This is a genomic window from Paenibacillus sp. Root444D2 (assembly GCF_001426375.1).
In the GTDB taxonomy this organism is placed as follows: Bacteria; Bacillota; Bacilli; order Paenibacillales; family NBRC-103111; genus Paenibacillus_E.
Window position 1 is genome coordinate 63,555 of the sequence record NZ_LMEO01000010.1, and the last position, 18,005, is coordinate 81,559.

Annotated in this window: 16 protein-coding genes and 1 pseudogene; 15 read left to right on the plus strand and 2 right to left on the minus strand. The window is 47.6% G+C overall.

The features are described 5' to 3' along the window. Nucleotides 1-47 precede the first annotated feature (47 nt). The 8 genes and pseudogenes from ASD40_RS08075 to ASD40_RS08105 all read left to right on the plus strand — a co-directional run bounded on the left by ASD40_RS08075 (nucleotide 48) and on the right by ASD40_RS08105 (nucleotide 9,137). Nucleotides 48-881: a DUF72 domain-containing protein gene (locus ASD40_RS08075; protein WP_057302799.1), complete on the plus strand. Its 834-nt coding sequence runs from the start codon at nucleotides 48-50 to the stop codon at nucleotides 879-881. 400 nt (nucleotides 882-1,281) lie between these two features. Beyond that, a complete protein-coding gene (locus ASD40_RS08080) occupies nucleotides 1,282-2,292 on the plus strand; it encodes an ABC transporter substrate-binding protein (RefSeq protein ID WP_057302800.1) in 1,011 nt (336 codons plus the stop codon). Nucleotides 2,293-2,530: 238 nt separating this feature from the next. Continuing rightward, entirely contained in the window at nucleotides 2,531-2,890 is a 360-nt protein-coding gene (locus ASD40_RS08085; protein ID WP_057302801.1) for a DUF2294 domain-containing protein, read from the plus strand. Nucleotides 2,891-3,160: 270 nt separating this feature from the next. Further along, on the plus strand, nucleotides 3,161-5,515 hold the full coding sequence (locus tag ASD40_RS08090) for an FdhF/YdeP family oxidoreductase (RefSeq protein ID WP_057302802.1): 2,355 nt from the start codon (nucleotides 3,161-3,163) through the stop codon (nucleotides 5,513-5,515). 7 nt (nucleotides 5,516-5,522) lie between these two features. Next, nucleotides 5,523-5,717: pseudogene (locus ASD40_RS36295) on the plus strand (formate dehydrogenase accessory sulfurtransferase FdhD); the annotation flags it as partial. 35 nt (nucleotides 5,718-5,752) lie between these two features. Continuing rightward, nucleotides 5,753-8,263 (plus strand): trypsin-like peptidase domain-containing protein, encoded by a 2,511-nt coding sequence (locus tag ASD40_RS08095; RefSeq protein WP_057302803.1) that lies wholly within the window; start codon nucleotides 5,753-5,755, stop codon nucleotides 8,261-8,263. Between the two features lie 92 nt (nucleotides 8,264-8,355). Beyond that, nucleotides 8,356-8,823, plus strand: coding sequence for a VanZ family protein (locus tag ASD40_RS08100; RefSeq protein WP_063870744.1), 468 nt, complete (start codon nucleotides 8,356-8,358; stop codon nucleotides 8,821-8,823). Between the two features lie 59 nt (nucleotides 8,824-8,882). Next, complete coding sequence (locus ASD40_RS08105) at nucleotides 8,883-9,137, plus strand: hypothetical protein (RefSeq protein WP_057302804.1); 255 nt, start codon at nucleotides 8,883-8,885, stop codon at nucleotides 9,135-9,137. A gap of 75 nt (nucleotides 9,138-9,212) precedes the next feature. Here ASD40_RS08105 and ASD40_RS08110 read toward each other — a convergent pair whose 3' ends face one another. Further along, on the minus strand, nucleotides 9,213-9,983 hold the full coding sequence (locus ASD40_RS08110; RefSeq protein WP_057302805.1) for a pirin family protein: 771 nt from the start codon (nucleotides 9,981-9,983) through the stop codon (nucleotides 9,213-9,215). 163 nt (nucleotides 9,984-10,146) lie between these two features. Between ASD40_RS08110 and ASD40_RS08115 the strand changes: the two genes are divergently transcribed. The 3 genes from ASD40_RS08115 (at nucleotide 10,147) to ASD40_RS08125 (ending at nucleotide 12,050) form a co-directional block, all read left to right on the plus strand. Next, nucleotides 10,147-10,563 carry a BlaI/MecI/CopY family transcriptional regulator gene (locus tag ASD40_RS08115; protein WP_057302806.1) on the plus strand — a complete coding sequence of 139 codons (417 nt, stop codon included), beginning with the start codon at nucleotides 10,147-10,149 and terminating at the stop codon, nucleotides 10,561-10,563. Between the two features lie 2 nt (nucleotides 10,564-10,565). Next, nucleotides 10,566-11,405: a M56 family metallopeptidase gene (locus ASD40_RS08120; protein ID WP_057302807.1), complete on the plus strand. Its 840-nt coding sequence runs from the start codon at nucleotides 10,566-10,568 to the stop codon at nucleotides 11,403-11,405. Between the two features lie 168 nt (nucleotides 11,406-11,573). Continuing rightward, nucleotides 11,574-12,050 carry a DUF2231 domain-containing protein gene (locus ASD40_RS08125; RefSeq protein WP_057302808.1) on the plus strand — a complete coding sequence of 159 codons (477 nt, stop codon included), beginning with the start codon at nucleotides 11,574-11,576 and terminating at the stop codon, nucleotides 12,048-12,050. 72 nt (nucleotides 12,051-12,122) lie between these two features. Here the strand turns inward: ASD40_RS08125 and ASD40_RS37110 are convergent, their stop codons facing one another. After that, entirely contained in the window at nucleotides 12,123-12,299 is a 177-nt protein-coding gene (locus tag ASD40_RS37110; RefSeq protein ID WP_156389933.1) for a hypothetical protein, read from the minus strand. Between the two features lie 694 nt (nucleotides 12,300-12,993). On the opposite strand from ASD40_RS37110, the gene ASD40_RS08130 reads away from it, so the two are divergent. The 4 genes from ASD40_RS08130 (at nucleotide 12,994) to ASD40_RS08140 (ending at nucleotide 17,780) form a co-directional block, all read left to right on the plus strand. Beyond that, complete coding sequence (locus ASD40_RS08130; RefSeq protein WP_057302809.1) at nucleotides 12,994-14,739, plus strand: ABC transporter ATP-binding protein; 1,746 nt, start codon at nucleotides 12,994-12,996, stop codon at nucleotides 14,737-14,739. A gap of 34 nt (nucleotides 14,740-14,773) precedes the next feature. After that, a complete protein-coding gene (locus ASD40_RS08135) occupies nucleotides 14,774-16,828 on the plus strand; it encodes an ABC transporter ATP-binding protein (protein ID WP_057302840.1) in 2,055 nt (684 codons plus the stop codon). A 264-nt stretch (nucleotides 16,829-17,092) separates the two neighbouring features. Beyond that, complete coding sequence (locus ASD40_RS37115; protein ID WP_156389939.1) at nucleotides 17,093-17,179, plus strand: putative holin-like toxin; 87 nt, start codon at nucleotides 17,093-17,095, stop codon at nucleotides 17,177-17,179. Between the two features lie 286 nt (nucleotides 17,180-17,465). Further along, a complete protein-coding gene (locus tag ASD40_RS08140) occupies nucleotides 17,466-17,780 on the plus strand; it encodes a hypothetical protein (protein ID WP_057302810.1) in 315 nt (104 codons plus the stop codon). Nucleotides 17,781-18,005: the final 225 nt, after the last annotated feature.

The window sequence follows — 18,005 nt, forward strand, 5'->3', positions numbered from 1 at the left end:
ATTAGAACGCTACAATGGAGTTAACGATTATCCGAGAGGTGAAGGGCATGATCAACATCGGTCTAGCCGGATGGGGCGACCATGAGTTAGGCGGCAGCAAAGGGAAGCTGCGGGAGTATGGCGCACACTTTCCGATTGTGGAAGTGGATACTTCTTTTTACGCTATCCAACCGGAACGTAATTATTTAAAATGGAACCAAGAGACCCCAGAACGCTTTGGATTCATTATTAAGGCATACCAAGGAATGACGGGCCATCTGCGGGGAGAGAATCCTTTTGCCGGCGGGATGGAGCAAATGTTTGAGGCTTTCTTACAATCGATTCGACCTGTTCAAGAAGCGGGGAAGCTTAAAGCTGTTCTGTTTCAGTACCCACCTTGGTTTGATTGCAACAAGACGAATGTGGAGGTGCTTCGTGATGCTAAAGAGAAGATGGGCGATGTACCCGTAGCGCTGGAATTCCGCCATCAGAGCTGGTTTACGGAGGAAATGCGTGAAAAGACGCTCACCTTTATGCGGCGAGAGGGTTGGATGCATAGCATCTGTGATGAGCCGCAGGCCGGGATTGGTTCGGTGCCTACCGTGCTGGAGGTTACACACCCTGAGATGACGATGGTTCGATTCCACGGCCGCAATATTGGCGGTTGGGTGCAAAACAACGAGGCGAACTGGCGTGACGTACGGTACTTATACCATTACAATCAGCAAGAGCTGCTGGAGTGGAAGACGTGGCTGCTAGCGCTTCAGGAGCATACGCGGGAGGTATGCGTGATCTTCAATAACAATTCAGGCGGACATGCCGCAGGGAATGCCAAGGAATTGATGGGGCTGCTCGGTTTAGAATATGAAGGGCTTGGACCACGTCAGTTGGATTTGTTTTAGCAAGTGAAAAAGGCTTGTTTGTTTGCGTGTTTACAGATTTTCGGGCTATAGTAAGGGTTATAAGTAATTGGGGCTGAGTATAAGCAAAAGAGGAGAGTTAGACAATGGTTGGTGCCATCATCTTAGGTATTATTGCCCTTTTGATCATAGTAGGTTCGACATTCTGGGTAACGAAGAAAGCATACTCCCGTAAATGGGATGAAGAGGATAACGATTGAAGATAGAGACACTGATTTACAAAATGGAGTGTTAAAGCGCCAGCCTTCAAATGAAGGTTGGTCTTTTTTTTTATGAAAAGAGGCATTAGCCTGTAGAGATATTGCATTTGCTAGTAAAGGAATTAGGATGTTATAGATAATGATAATCATTATCATAATATTTGAAGGAGAGATAACTATTTATGCATACCCATTTTTCTGCTGCAAATCGTACATATGGAGTTAAGCTGCTTATTCTTGCTACGATGATCATGCTGATCCTAGCTGGTTGCGGACAACAAACAGACAATTCGATGTCGGATGCTGCAGCTACCACGAATACGAAGAAAGAAAGTCAGCCCGCTCAGTCGGAAGAATATACCGTTAAACATGCCATGGGAGAAACAAAGATAAAAGGCACTCCCCAAAAGGTTGTCGTGTTAACAAATGAAGGCACGGAAGCCGTTCTCTCGATGGGGATTAAGCCTGTTGGTGCGGTGAAGTCTTTTACATTAGGGGATTGGTATGATCATATCAAAGCGGATATGGAAGGCGTGAAAATAGTTGGGGACGAAAACCAACCAAATCTAGAAATGATCGCTTCTTTAAAGCCTGATTTAATCATCGGAAATAAGGTGCGTCAGGAAAAAGTGTACGAGCAGCTGTCAGCTATTGCTCCCACCGTATTTTCGGAGAGACTTTCAGGCGATTGGCAGATCAACTTCAAGCTGTATGCGGAAGCTTTGAACAAAAAAGCTGAAGGCGATAAAATCATTGGAGATTTCGAGAAGCGTATCACAGATTTCAAAGCAAAAGCAGGCGATCAGTTAACGACGAAGGTATCGATTGTTCGTTTTATGCCGGGTAAAGTTCGTATTTATATGAAGGATACGTTCTCAGGGGTTATTCTCAATAAACTGGGCTTTGAACGGCCAGCTTCGCAGAATCAAGATAAATTCGCAGATGATCTGACGAAAGAACGTATTCCGGATATGAATGGGGACATTCTATTCTATTTCACATGGGATAACGAAAAGGGCGAAGCGAATAAAATTGAGCAAGAATGGACGAATGATCCGCTTTGGAAAAACCTCGATGTCGTGAAACAAGGTAAGGTGCACAAGGTAAGTGATGCGGTTTGGAATACAGCAGGCGGAATTAAAGCGGCTAATTTATTGCTGGATGACCTGGAGAAATATTTTCCGAAAAAATAATTCGCTTAAAGCAGATTCGCTTATAGTAGGAAGTGAAAGAGTGGACAAAGTTGTCCGCTCTTTTTTAGTAGATAAGAAAGTATAAGTTTTATACTTTTGCTTCGCATCTACCTTGACACCGCTCGTCCCAGAAGGACGACGGAGTCGTTTATCCTTGTTAAATGAGTCTAGCGGTTCAGTTGTCAGGTATACGCTTTCTTGCTATGATTGAAGCAGTAAATATAAAGGTGGCTGGCCGATGAACCGAATGGAGGCCGAATTTAGTAACCTGGTGAAAGCTTATCGCAAAAAGCATATGGGCAAGGGGCCAGAGCGCGTGATGACGACCTTTTGTAAGTGCTGGGGAATATGCGAAATGGCAGGAAACCTCTCTCCCGTTGAAAAGTTTATAGCGAAAACCGGCGATGGCAGGCAAATGCTCCGCACGGCTCGCACGGAAATGGTGAAAGAGATTTATAAAGAACACCCCCCTGTCGAGATGGAGGAGCTGCTTGGCGCGAAGTTCGTTAAGCTGTTCGTCGATATCGATATTGAGCTGGATGAGGGGATGTCGGTGTTCGTTTTTGATCAGGATTTGGAAAAGAAGTTTTGTAAGTAGATATGGTGTAAAAAGTACTTCTATTTTCGGTTAAATAATAGCTCTATTAGCAGCATATACATAGGTTAAGGTGCTTGGCACTTGGTAGCGAACCTGCCGGAGACTAACCACTGTGAGACATGACTTGAGGCTTCCTCTAATGAGAGGAGGTCTGGGGAGTGTTTTGCGGTGGTTTTTTGCTTGCTGGGGTGCGATAGGGCAGCTATTGGGTGTACGGAGTAGGGGGAAGAGTGGAAGAGTTGAAAAATAGAACTAAGGAGCGTTCTTAATATGGGGAAAACGAAGCATACGGGGCCAATCAAGCTGCCCGCTAAACCAGATCCGAAGCTGTGGGTCAGCAAGGTGCCGTTCGGCCTCGGGAAAATAAAGCCGCAGCATATTCGCGAAACGGCAAAAATCGCCTGGCAGAATCGCGATAATCTGCCCTATGCGTATCGCATTCTGACGCAAGGCGTGTGCGATGGCTGCGCGCTAGGCGTGTCAGGCCTCTACGACCAAACGCTGGCAGGGCCGCATCTCTGTACAACGCGGCTGAATGTGCTGCGTTTGAACACGATGCCGGCGATTCGCGAGGAGCTGCTGCATGCAGACATTGACGAGCTGAGCCGCATGAGCAGCACTGAGCTCAGACAGCTCGGGCGTATCCCTTATCCGCTCATCCGCCGCCATGGGGAGCGGAAATTTAGCCGAGCCACATGGGATGAGGCGCTGGACACGATTGCAGAAAAGATGCGTGCGATTGATCCGAAGCAGATGGCTTTTTACTTGACGGCTCGGGGGATTACGAACGAGTCGTACTATGTGGCAGCGAAGGTGGCAAGGTTGCTCGGTACGAACAACATCGACAACGCCTCGCGTATTTGCCACTCTCCGTCGAAGACGGCACTTAAGCGCTCCGTTGGCGTGGGCGCTTCGACGTGCAATTACAAGGACTGGATCGGCACGGACGTCCTTGTGTTCTGGGGCAGCGTGGCCGCGAATAATCAGCCGGTCTCGACGAAGTATATGTACGCGGCCAAGCGCAAAGGGACGAAGATCATTGTCATTAACCCGTACTACGAGCCGTCCATGGAACAGTACTGGATTCCTTCGATACCCGAATCAGCGTTATTCGGGACGAAGCTGGCCGATGATGTGTACCAAGTGAACATCGGCGGGGATATCGGCTTCATGAACGGCGTCATGAAGATATGGTTCGAGATGGAGGAGCGTGAGCCGGGCTCCGCGATTGACCTTGCGTTCGTGCAGGCGCACACGAACGGGCTAGAGCAGCTGCGCGCCCACGTGGCGCAGCAGGACTGGACGACGCTGGAGCAGTCGTCCGGCCTCACCCGCGAACGCATGCGCGAGTTCGCGGAGCTGCTGACGCGTGCCAAGAGCGCGGTTTTCGTGTGGAGCATGGGGCTCACACAGCACCGCTTCGGCACGGACAACATCTCGCAGGTGGCGAATCTCGCCCTCCTGCGAGGCTTCCTCGGCCGCGAGCATTGCGGGCTGATGCCCATCCGCGGCCACAGCGGCGTACAGGGATCCGGCGAAATGGGGGCCGATCCCTTTAGCCTGCCGGGCGGCGAAATCGCCAACGCCGCCGACCGCGCAAGAATCGAGCAGCTCTGGGGGTTCGAGCTGCCGAAATGGCAGGGTGACATCGTCGGTGTCACCCTAGAGAACGCGCTCCTGCCTGAGGAGCAGGAGCGGAAGCTCCGGATGTTCTACACATCCGGCGGCAACTTCCTCGAGACGATGCCGGACCCGGCATTCGTCCGCGAGGCTCTCACAAGCATCGATGTCCGTGTTCACCAGGACATCATCTTGAATACCTCCACGCTGCTTGACGCGCGGGAGGCTGTGGTTGTGCTGCCCGCGATGACGCGTTACGAGCAGCCCGGAGGGGGCACGTCCACCTCCACGGAGCGGATGGTGTACTTCTCGCCCGAGATCGCCGGCCCCCGCATCGGCGAAGCACGCGCGGAATGGGCGATCTACGTCGATCTCGCCCGCCGCGTGAAACCGGATGCCGCCGAGCAGCTGGGCTGCGGCAGCGCAGAAGCCATCCGCGCGGAAATTGCTCTAGCCGCGCCGAGCTACAATGGCATCCAACACCTGCGTGAGCGCGGTGATGTGTTTCAATACGGCGGCGCGTGGCTGTGCGAGGACGGCGTCTGTCCGACGCCGGATGGCCGCGGTGCGCTGCTGCCGATCGAACTTCCGGAGCTGCGGAAGCCGGAAGGGCATTTCGCGGTGACGACGCGCCGCGGCAAGCAGTTCAATTCGATGATCTACAGCGACATCGATCCATTCAATGAAGCAGATCGCTACGATGTGCTTATTCATAACGACGACGCTCGCGCTCTCTCTTTGAATGAAGGAGAGGCGATCGTCATCTACAACAGCTACGGCAGCATGCACGGAAGAGTTAAGCGTGCCGACGTAAAACCAGGCAACATTGAGGTGCATTGGCCTGAAGGCAACTCCTTGATTCCCAAAGGCGTGTATGAGCAGTATGCAGGCATCCCGGAGTATAACACGGCAGTCATTGTAGAGAAGGAAGAAACCTACCACGCTCACAAGGATACACGCTACGTTGAGAAACGGATCCAAGAGCTGGAGACAGAAGTGGAGTGAAGCTAATCTTTTGTCGAAATCTGCCCCGACCGATCTGGCACTTCGCTTGGCTTGGGATCTAGGGATTACGGTTGTTGGCTTCATCCGCAAGGATCAATTATCGGTGAAAACACACCCCGAACGCATAACGGAATGTCGATTAAGCCCTCTTTTTGTGGAAATATTTGTATTGTTTCTCTATCTTAATTATGCTAGATTCTAGCTATTGCCATCTTTTGTTAAGAGAGGAACACAACAATGGGGAATTGGAATACTTTTACGAAAAAAGGGATCACCGTGCTGCTCGCAGCCTTCTTACTTGTTTCTCTTCAGGGTCCTGCGCCAACTTATGCAGCCGAAGTGAATGCTGAGGTTCCGAAGGTCATTGAGAAGACATCACCTTCCGTTGTAGCCATTATCGGAAAGCCTTCATCTGATTCGGATAAATCCTTAGACAAGAACCGCTTTAATCTCGCACACGGCACGGGTGTCATTGTGGAATCGAATGGCGTCATCGTGACGAATGCACATGTGGTCAAGGATATGAAGAATATCGTCGTCGTTACGTCGAACGGTACAACTTATAGCGGACGTGCAACGAATATCGACGAGGAGAGCGATTTAGCCTTGGTCAAAATCGATGCAAGCGGCTTATCGCCTGCGAAATTCGCCTCTTCCTCTGATATTAAAGTTGGTGAAACCGTTGCGGCAATCGGGACTCCGATTTCTTTTGCCCTTAGGAACTCCGTCACTGTTGGGATTGTCAGCGGGCTTGACCGCTCTGTGAACTCGCAATATCAGCTTATTCAGACGGATGCGGCCATTAATCCTGGTAACAGCGGGGGCGCTTTGATCAACATGAACGGCGAAGTCATTGGTATTAATACGATGAAATATGCGGATATCGGCGTCGAAAATCTGGGGTTCGCGATTCCAGTGGATACCGTCAAATATGTATTAAAGCATTTTCAGCTTTACGGCAAGGTAAAACGCCCTTATCTCGGTCTAGAGCTGGAAGAAAGCTGGGAAGCGGTTGTTGGTTTACCGAGTTCTACGGGCTTAAGAGTTGCATACGTAGATCCCGATTCACCAGCGGCAGGGGCTGGCATTCAGCAAGATGATCTACTCGTATCGATCGGTGCAAGTAAAGTGAAGACGCTGGTGGATTACAATGAGGCGATTAAGAAGTATTTGCCGGGTGAAACGATCGAAATAACCATTCAATCTGGTAATGCTACCAAATCGAAGTCGGTTACACTCGGAGAGGCTCAGCAACAGGAAATGAAAAGTTCGCAGGATGCTGAGGGTTCTTACTTGGATGCGGACCGCGGCAAAACGAAAATCGGCGATAGCCACTACGGTTGGTCCATGAAATACCCGGCGGGCTTAGTGAAAGGTCATCAGTCCGATGATGGCGACTCCGTCAGTTTCGTGGATGCCAAGGGGGATTTCTCCCTATCGATTAAAGTGGAGAGCAATCAAAGTGACGAGCTGTCACCTTCGGCACTTCTGAACAGATTGGCCGGTAATGATGAGGATGATTATTCCGGCGCGGCTTCAACTATTTTGGAGCGTCAGTATGTGAAGCGTGAAGGTAATCCCTATGCCAAAATTGTCGGTCGTTCAGGGGATGAAGGCTATATCCAGACCCGTGGATACCTTCACCAAGGCAACTTATATACGGTGCAATTATTTGTATCGAAAGAGCATTACAATAACAATTTTAAGCAGAATAGCTACAACGATCTGCTGGATAGCTTTAAGCTTTCCTTTAATGAAAAAGATGAGTCGCTTAAAGACATTTCAGTCTACTCTGGCGGCAATACATCCTACACGAATGAGTATGGCTTATCCTTTGATCTGCCCTCCAATTGGCAGCAAGGCGGTTATACGGGCGGCTCCTCTTTCTTTAATGATGACTATTCCCAAATACTTCATGTCGGCGTAACCTCAGCCTCATCCAGTGATACATTGGGAGCGTGGGCGGATCGGCAGCGTAAGCAGTTTGAAGCTTCATATGCCCCGAAATACCGCAGTATGGAAGAACCCAAGGAGCTAACTCTTGCCGGTGTGCCTGCTCTGAAAGTGACCTATGCGAGTACGCTAGGGAGTAAGTGGAGCGCAGGCTTTTCCCTCCTTTTTATTAAGGATAAGTACAAATATGAGGTGGATGTGAATTATCCGCAAGAAGAAGAGGGGGCTTCTCTAGAGGATCTCTTGAAAACCTTAACGGATACGATCAAAGTGGACAAAGACAGCATGGATCAAGAGCTTGGCTTCATTCAAGATCTGGATGAACTCATGGATCCCAATCGTACAGTAACTTACAAAAATGAGAAATTTAAATACGCGCTGCAAATTCCAGAGATCTGGACCAGCAGCAACTCGTACGATAACAAAGATCAAGTGAATAAGACGTTCCTCTTCACAGGCGGGTACTTAAGCGTAGGTGCAGAAACGAAAACGACTTACGATGAGATGGTTAAAGAGGAAGATGCCGCTCAGAAGAAAAGTCACGATAACGATAATGACTATACGTTTACCGATGAGGAAATCTCGCTTTTCGGTGATGTGAAAGTCAAAAAGTATGAGATCAGCTATGCAAGCGCCAAGATTCCTTACAAGGAAACGATCTATATTTTCAATCAAAATAATATTTCTTACACGGCAACTCTCCGGATGGATGATGCGGTCCGCACCGAAGCCAATCAGGCTCGGCTCAATAAGGCTTTTGAGTCGCTCAAATTTTTAGATGGTGTGAAAAAATAGAGCTGCGCTAATCTAGAAACCTCTCATCGGTCCAGGCTGAAGGGAGGTTTCTTTGCTAACCTTAGCTGGATTCATAAAGGGGATACTAACACATGAATATCAAGCTCGCTCGGATACTCATCTGGCTGCTTTTCATAGGCTACACGAGCATTTTGCTATATTGGATGTTTCAAGGCTTCGGGCGGCATATGCACACTACAGGTCTACTTGCTTACAATGTTGTCCCTTTTCGGACAATCCGTATGTATGTGCTGCATGTTGATTCGTTTTCTAACCGGACTTGGATCATCAATTTGTTTGGCAATATTGGAGTCTTCCTTCCTTATGGTTTTTTACTACCTTATTTATTTCGCTCCGCAATACGTTACGGTACATTCCTCCTGTACTTCGGATGTCCTCTTGTAGGCTTGGAATTGTTGCAAATGCTGCTGCGGGTAGGCAGCTTTGATGTCGATGATGTGATATTGAATGGGCTTGGCGCCAGTATATCCTTTGTTCTTTTCGCGGCTTTTAGACGAGGCTTAGAGGGAAGAGAATCAAATAGAAGGTATAAAATGTGAGTAAATGCCTCAACATAGCGGGTGTAACGAATTAACCCCAGAGGAGGAAATTAATCACCATGACACAGCCTGATTCAAGTCTACAATCACAAAATCCGATATCCTCAGCGCAAAATTCGGTGGAGAATGTTCACGCAGCCGTTTCTCGTGCGATGTCTCATCCAACGTCGCAGACGACCGAAGAGGCCCAGAATTCAATCACTCATGCGGAAAGAGCGCTAGAGCAGGCGACGGATCAATCTGATTCACCAGCCGTGCAGCAAGCCGTCCAATCACTAAACGATGAAAAGGCAAGGCTCCAGAGTAACCAATAATATAAACAGCCCCGATTCCTACAAAGGAACGGGGCTGTTGCGTTTCTGCTACTTATCTCCTTGCTTATCTGCTGCTTATTTATGATATAACGTATAGCCCGGATCTTCCGGCACTTCAATAGCTATGATACGCAGGCCTTGATTGCTATCAGCTCTCAGGTGAAGAGCTTCACCTTCAGTAGTAGCTTGGACTATCGCGAAGTCTTTGTGGGACCATGCTTGAAGCTTCTCCGCGGCGATTTCACTTGTACCCTGCCCTTGAATAACGAGGAAGGCTAGCGGGCGGCTTGGCGTAAGTGTGTAGCTGAACTCGGAACCAGGCTCAAGGGTCCAATCGTACATATTAACGTCCGCATCGAGCTTAATTGGAGAATCTCCGCCTATTACGGTTTTCATCGTTGTTCCACCATTTTGGCTAATTGAGAATTTCTCATGGTCATATTGATGGTAAGTGGCTGGCTTTTTCACGGTCTCACTAAGGTGAGGCTCGAACCAGATTTGCATCGCTTCGCTGCCTGCTTTGCGGAACGCCTCCGCGTGATAAACGCCGGAACCGGCTTGAATGACTTGCGCACCGCCGTTTGTCACTGTTTCCAAGGAACCAAGGGAATCTTTGTGTTCTACGAGACCATCAATGACATAGGTGACAATTTCGAACGCTTTATGAGGATGCATACCGATCTCCGAGACTTCGGAAGCTTTGCCCCATGCCCAGTAGAATAAGGAACCGACGCGGTCAACAGCCGTTTTCTCTCCTGGAAAGCTGATAGCTCGTTGTTCCAGGAACTTTCCTCCGTCAAAAGCGCCAACGCCCTGTTGCTCAGCTGAAAATACTTGGATTTTCATAGTAGCAGCCCCTTTACTATAAAATATTTAATTACTTACTATATGTAAGTATTATACGTCTTTTCTATCCAGCTGTCAAAGCCTGTCGCTTACCAAACTTGGGTAGATCTTGACTTCACATCTACCCCGATCTACAATTTCTTATGTAAGGAGTGTGACTATAATGAAAATGCAAAACTTTAAATATGAAGGAAGCGGACTTAACCGCTTTTTCGGCCCCTTAGAAGCAAAGATTATGGAAATTCTCTGGACCAACTCCCTTGAAATGACGATTAAAGATGTCCAACAGAAGTTGGATCAAGCTAAAATCATTAATTTTAATACCGTAATGACCGTTATGAATCGCTTGGTAGACAAAGGAATTCTGCAAAAGAAATCCGTTGTAAGATCGTTTAAGTATAAACCCGTCGTTACGAGAGATGAGTTCATGGAAACCCAATCCAAAGAGCTTACTTTTGACCTTATCGAAGAATTTGGTTCTTTGGCAGTCACCCATATGGTGGATGCGCTTGATAAAGTAGACCCCGATCTGCTTGACAAGCTGGAACAAAAAATTAAAGATATCAAAAAGGATCGATAACAATGATGGAGACACGTTTTAAATGGTTATATGCGGCGTCACTTGCGTTATCGGGGGCTATTTTAGGACAGATGTTACTCTTTGCTCTTCAACATATTTTTAAATGGAAATCGTTATATAATATATTTGATTTGTGTGTTATTTTATTCAAAGATCTTCATGTCCCTGCACCCATTGCTTGGAATATGGTGAACGCTCTTATCCTTTACTCGTTTATTGCAATCCTTTGGATCTCGGCCCGGCATGCCCTCGGCTCCATTAAAGCGATGAAGCTCGTAGAGATGTATCGAGACGCTCATTTATCAGAGCAGTACCGCAATAAATTTCAGCTTGGCGAAGGTCAATTCCAAATCATTTCATACAAAGCTCCCATCGCGATGACGATAGGACTATGGAAGCCGCGGGTGATTTTATCTTCCGGGCTTATGGACATGCTGGAACCTAACGAGCTGCGCGCCGTTATCGAGCATGAGAAGTGCCATATGAGGCACAGAGATCCACTCGCGATCTTCCTGCTTACGATGATATCCAAGTCGATGTGGTACATTCCGATATTCGCTTGGATGGCAGATAAATACCCCATTATGATTGAACTTCGGGCAGACAAGTATGCCATTACACAAATGAACCAGTCTGCACATCTAGGCAGTGCTCTCCTAAAACTACTCAAACAAGCACCAGCACCGCATGTATCCTTATCCCACGCCTCATTCGCAGAAACATCAATGAATGTACGCATCATGCATATTCTCGATCCACAGATGAAAATCTCATTCAAATGGCCCTTCGTTCGGCTGCTCATTTCGCTCTTAACAATTATTTTACTTGTGGGACTTATCTAAGATAGGATACCTTGATACTAATGGATTACATGTAGCAGTCGGAGCCGTGTCAGATAAGTTGACGGGCTTCGACAAAAAATGCAGAAAAGTCTTGACTTTTCGGATATCCAAAACTACACTTTGTAGTGTGAAATCGTACATAGCTTTTAATATGGGGGAGAGAGATTAATGGATTATATCTTGAAAAATTTACACTACATCGTAACACATGTACCCATCGCACTTCTTGTTTTTAGCTTTATTTTTGACTTAATCGCACTTATCGCGAAAAAACGCGAATGGCACTCCGCTGGCATGCTTTGCCTAGTTGTGGGTGCGCTTGGGGCTATCGCAAGTGTCCTAACAGGTCCATCACCATGGCGTAATCCACTAGTGGTTCCGCATGAGTTTTATGCGAAATTAACGATGTTTTTGTCAATCGTGTTGGCGATTGTACGTGTTGGCTTACTGATCTGGAAAAAGAAAGAATTGGGTCGTAACCCAATCTACTTGGTTGGTTCACTCGCGGCAGTTATCCTTGTTGGCTATACAGGGCACATTGGCGGACAAATGGTACATAAACCGGTTCCGGCGAAGACGGCTGTTCCAGCTGCATCACCAGGAGCATCCACTGCACCAGCGGCTACAGTAGCACCAGCGAAATAATGAAAAGGGCTAACCAGAGGCTTGCAGCCTTGTGGATAGCCCTTTTTTTGTTATGAATGGTCAGAGTCAGAGCTACTTGTCCCGAACCAACTCCAGCTCCTCCAGTGTATAACGATGTTCCCACAAAAATATCATATCGTACTGTATCGAATCCCTTTCGACAAAGCGCGCGATGCCTGCGATGACTCCACCAATAATAACTCCAAAAACGACAATCCAACCCATCAGAGCAAACACTTGATCGACCATGCACATCCACTCCCCTTAAAGCTTTCCGTAGGATAGCTATCTTCGTAGATAAGAAAGTATAAGTTTTATTACACTTCGCGTCATCAGTCTTGACAAACGCACTCGTCCCAGAAGGATGACGGAGTCGTTTATCCTTGGTAAGCGTTGGCCCTATGCGCTATGAACCTATATACTATGGATATGCCGCCATATTTTGAAACATGTGTGACAATTCAAAGGGGTTAAAAGGCGAGTAAATGCATCCGAAATGTCGAGGTAAGATAGTTCGTTTATAGTCTTTCTATCCGGTTGACACAGACTCGTCAAGGATGTTAAGATCACCTCTGTAAGCACGAATATACAACTTTTGGAAAAGAAAACAGTTACGAATGCAAGCCTACTTACAACAACACTAAAGGAGGGTTTCAAAAATGATTGATATGGTTATGGATCCTATTGCCCATCGCAGATTTACAAATAAAAACCATACAATTTCATATTTTGTAACCCGATTGTTAGCCGGAAGCGCATGATTTGTGCTTGTTCGGCTGCTGCCGCCCCTTCACATACGCTAATTAAAAGCGCGGGTTACGAAGAAGTTCGTAACGAGCGCTTTTCTGTTTCATAGAAGGCATATCGCTGCGTGCGGTGTGCCTTTTTTGTGTGGATTTAGGTCATTTTGGACAGCACCATTTGAGAGGAGTGACATCATTACATGTTTACGGTATTAAAAAAGTTAGCTTGGTATTTCCGGATGAATTGGATTCGTTATACGATCGCTATTGGACTGCTTATTATTGTTGGAATCATTGATGTAATTCCACCGAAATTGATTGGCTACGCGATTGATGGTATACACATGGGAACTTTGACTGGCAGTAAATTGATCCAATTGCTCGCTTTTTGGGGGGCGTTAATTGTAGCTGGGTATGGGTTATCCTACGTCTGGCTGTATCAGCTATTTGGCGGAGCATTCGTACTGGAACGTATTCTTCGGTCTCGGTTGATGAGGCAGCTGCTGCGGATGACGCCTACCTTCTATGAGCGCAATCGCACGGGTGATCTGATGGCGAGAGCAACGAATGACCTGCAAGCGGTGTCGACGACAGCGGGCTTTGGGATTTTGACCTTCGTAGACTCGACGTTATTTATGCTTACCATCCTAAGTATGATGGGCTTCTTTATTAGCTGGAAGCTGACTCTCGCTTCGATTCTCCCGCTGCCGATTATGGCAGTTGCGATTACGATCTATGGGGGGCGTATCCACGAGAGATTCTTGCTCGCTCAGAATGCTTTTGGAGAAATGAATGATCGGGTGTTGGAGACGATAGCCGGGGTTCGCGTTATTCGCGCTTTTGTACAAGAGAAAGCCAGTGAACAAAGCTTCAAAACAATGACAGACGATGTATATCGCAAAAATATTGCGGTTGCGGTGATCGACGCCCTTTTTGAACCAACGGTCAAAATCCTAGTAGGCATTTCCTACTTAATCGGATTATGTTACGGCGGATATTTAGTGTTTCACAGTGAACTGACTCTCGGAGAGCTCGTGTCCTTCAATACATTCCTTGGGATGCTAATCTGGCCGATGTTCGCAATTGGCGAGTTGATGAACATTATGCAGCGCGGGAATGCCTCCCTTGATCGGGTTAATGAAACACTTGGTTACAAGCCGGATGTAAAAGAAGACCCAAAAGCGACGACACTGCTGCTGCCGAATTCGATTAGTTTTAAAGAAGTAACCTTCCGCTATCCTTCTTCTTCTATTGATAACTTGGTGAATATTAATTTTCATCTACAGCGTGGACAGACGCTCGGAATTGTAGGACGTACTGGAAGCGGCAAAACAACGCTGCTTAAACAGCTGCTGAGAGAGTATCCATTAGGTCAAGGTGCGATTGCTATATCGGAAACGCCAATCGAGAAGTTAACCATTGACACTCTTCATGGCTGGATGGGTTACGTGCCGCAAGAGCCGATTCTTTTCTCCAAAACAGTGAAAGAGAACATTATGTTTGGACGCAGCCAAGGAACCGAGGAAGAGCTATTGCAGGCACTTGAGCTAGCCGCTTTCCGCAAGGACGTAGAGTTCTTACCGGAAGGTCTTCAAACGTTGGTAGGTGAAAAAGGCGTTGCCTTATCCGGCGGCCAGAAACAGCGCGTTTCGATCGCACGGGCACTTTATGTAGACCCCGAAATTCTCATGCTGGATGACGCGCTATCTGCGGTGGACGCCAAAACAGAGGCTGAAATCATTCGCGGCATCCGGTCGGAACGAGCTGGCAAAACGACACTCATCACAACGCACCGACTCTCCGCTGTTCAACACGCGGATTGGATTCTTGTGCTGGATGAGGGGTATATCGTGGAAGAAGGTACGCATGAGCAGCTTGTCGCACTCGGCGGCTGGTATAAAGAGCAGTATGACCGTCAGCAGTTAGAAGAGCAGACGAAGGTTTAGTAAATAGATATCCGATGAAAAGAAGGTGAGAACCCTGAAACAGACAGGAAAGCGATTATTTCAATACGCGGCGTTATTCAAGAAGCCCCTGCTCATTGCACTGTTATTCTTATCGATCGCGGTGGCTACGGAGCTGGCAGGACCTTTTATCGCGAGACAGATGATTGATACACACATTCTCGGTATCGAGAAGCCGTGGTACGAGACAACATCTGCGACGCAGACTGGCAAGGCAGTCCCGGCGAATGGGATTTTATATAAACGAAGCGACAACTTCGCAGAAGGCGAGCCGAAAGGGAAGGAAGTTCGCATTTTGCAGGTGGGCAGCCAGTTCGTATGGGTGGATCAGCCGATCGCCTTTGATGGCGTACGCAAGCTAGCCGAAGATGGTAAGCTTTCAATTACACAGGGGACGGAAAAAGCGGAGTATGCGGTTAAGAAACTGAGTATTCAAGAGCTTTACACGTTCTATAAACCGGAATTTAACAGTCTAATGAAGCTTGCAGGCTTATATTTACTGCTAATCATTATTGGTGCAGGCTTTACCTATGGACAAAAATATTTACTTCAATCGGCGGCGAATCGGATTATTCAACGCATGAGAAGTGATGTTTTTGCACAAATTCAGCGACTGCCGATCAACTATTTTGATAATCAGCCTGCGGGTAAAATTGTATCGAGGATTACAAATGATACGGAGTCAGTCAGGGATCTGTATGTACAGGTGCTTGCGAACTTTTTTACAGGTACGATCTATATCGTGGGCATCATCGCGGCTTTATTCGTTCTAGATTACAGATTGGCTTTATTCACACTTCCGGTTATTCCGCTGCTATATATATGGATCCTTGTTTACCGTAAATATGCCTCCTTCTATAATCATGAAATTCGGGAACGGATTGGCTCGATCAATGGGATGATCAATGAGGCAATTCAAGGCATGACGATCATTCAAGCTTTTCGCCGGCAAAAGGAAACGATCCAAGAATTTGAGCAATTAAACGATGAATATACAAAATATCAGAATAAATTGCTTAGCTTGAACTCGCTGACCTCTCATAACCTGATGAATGTGGTCCGGAATTTGTTCTTCTTCGGTTTGATCTGGTATGTCGGGGGCAGTTCAATCAACACGTTGATTACCGTCGGTGTACTGTACGCTTTCGTCGATTATCTGAATCGGATGTTTCATCCGATGGTCGGGATTGTCAACCAATTGCCGAATTTGGAGCGTGCGCTAGTATCCGCTGACCGTGTATTCGAGCTGCTTGATGAGCAGGGCATCGACGTGGCTGCGGAGAAATCGGTTCGCTATCTAGGCAATGTGAAGTTCGAGCATGTTCGCTTCGCCTACAAAGAAGGGGAGGATGTGCTCAAGGACATCACTTTCGAGGCCAAGCAAGGGCAGACGGTGGCGCTTGTCGGACATACCGGATCGGGCAAAAGCTCGATCTTGAACCTGCTCTTCCGCTTCTACGATGTGAACGAAGGCCGGATCACGGTGGACGGCCGCGATGTGCGGGAGATGCCCAAACAGCTGCTGCGTCAGCATATGGGCATCGTGCTGCAAGATCCGTTCCTGTTCACAGGGACGATCGCGTCCAATGTTAGCCTGGACGATCCGTCCATCACCCGGGAACGGGTGGAGGCTGCTCTGCGCGAAGTTGGCGCAGATGAGATGTTCAAGAGCTTGCCGCACGGCATCGATGAGCCCGTGATTGAGAAGGGCAGCACGCTGTCTGCCGGACAGCGGCAGCTGATTTCTTTTGCCCGGGCGCTGGCGTTCGACCCGGCGATTTTGATCCTCGATGAGGCGACGGCTTCCATCGACACAGAGACCGAGGCCATTATTCAGGCCGCGCTCGAAGTGCTATCGAAGGGGCGGACCACCTTCATCATTGCCCACCGTCTGTCGACGATTAAAAGCGCCGACCAGATTCTTGTGCTCGACCATGGCGAGATCGTCGAGCGCGGCAATCACGAGGAGCTGATGGGGCTCCTCGGTCGGTACTATCAGATGTACCAGCTGCAGCAGGGACATCCGGAAACGGCCTCGGCCGCTGAAAGTGAAGTGCGCAGCATGTTGTAGGGCAGGGAGCCAGCCGTCGGACCTATTGTCCGGAGGCTGGCTTTGGCTTTTCTGAGAAACGGTAAATGAAATGTTGCTGTCATCGTATCATTGATCGTACAGCATGGTTGCGTATTTCTTGCATTTGATCAGCAATAGTTTCACTACCCTTTAGGAAATTGAGGTAAAGAAAAAGCCTACCGAATGGTAGACTTTGTATGATATATTAAGTTAGTACAGGACAACCTTGGGTGAGCATTCTCCTCCAGAAAGGAGGGTGATGCCATGGAAACTTTCCAAACGATTGTAATCATGCTTGCGTTCGGTAGCTTTATACTGGCGCTATTGACATACATCGATAAACGAAAGTAACCCACTCTTAGGTTGAAGGCCTAGTGGGTTACTGCTCTGCGTTACTACCCGGAGGGTATTCACACCCAAGTCTGTGCAGGAGATGGTGTTGGCCGCACCGTCTCTTTGTTATTATAATCATACTACGTATGCTTTAGACACGCAATATAAAAGGGAAACAGCCTGTTGCAGCATCTGAACTAGAATGAACTCCACTACGGACGAGGCTATTTAACCGCACTAAAGACTATCTGTCGGCGCTATGCTACAATAAGAAATATTTCCCTATTTGAAATGGAGGAGCATCATGCGTCCAGAAACGATTCGAATATTAAACTTGCTTCAGCTGCTGTCCGAAATTGCTATTGCTGTCGGATACTTGCTTGGTCTTATTCCGTTTGTATATTTGTGGTCGTGCTCGTGGGTGATCCCGCTCGTGTTTGTCAACCTGGTTTTTGCCATACTTACAAGCAATGGGACCACGACAAAGACGGTCATCAATATTGCTATGGCTTTCTTGAGTTTTATTCCTGTAGCGGGGTACCTTTTCCGTGTGATTGGGATCGTTGTTTCATGGATCAACATCCAGGCATTGGCGAAGGGGAGAAGCAGAGGGTACTAGTTGTTCGTACAAAAAAAAGACGGATGGAAGGCTGATTTAACTGGCTTCCATCCGTCTTTTTTTACAGAATTTTTGGTTGAGGGGGTGTGGTGAAGAAGTTAATAAGGCAAGGCAAGTTGTACTGCGTACAACAATTTCCTTGATTTCTGCTTGGAAAGCTCAGATTGTTGTAAATGCTGCAACAATTTAGTCCGTTTATAGGCTATAGAGCTACTTTAGGCTAAA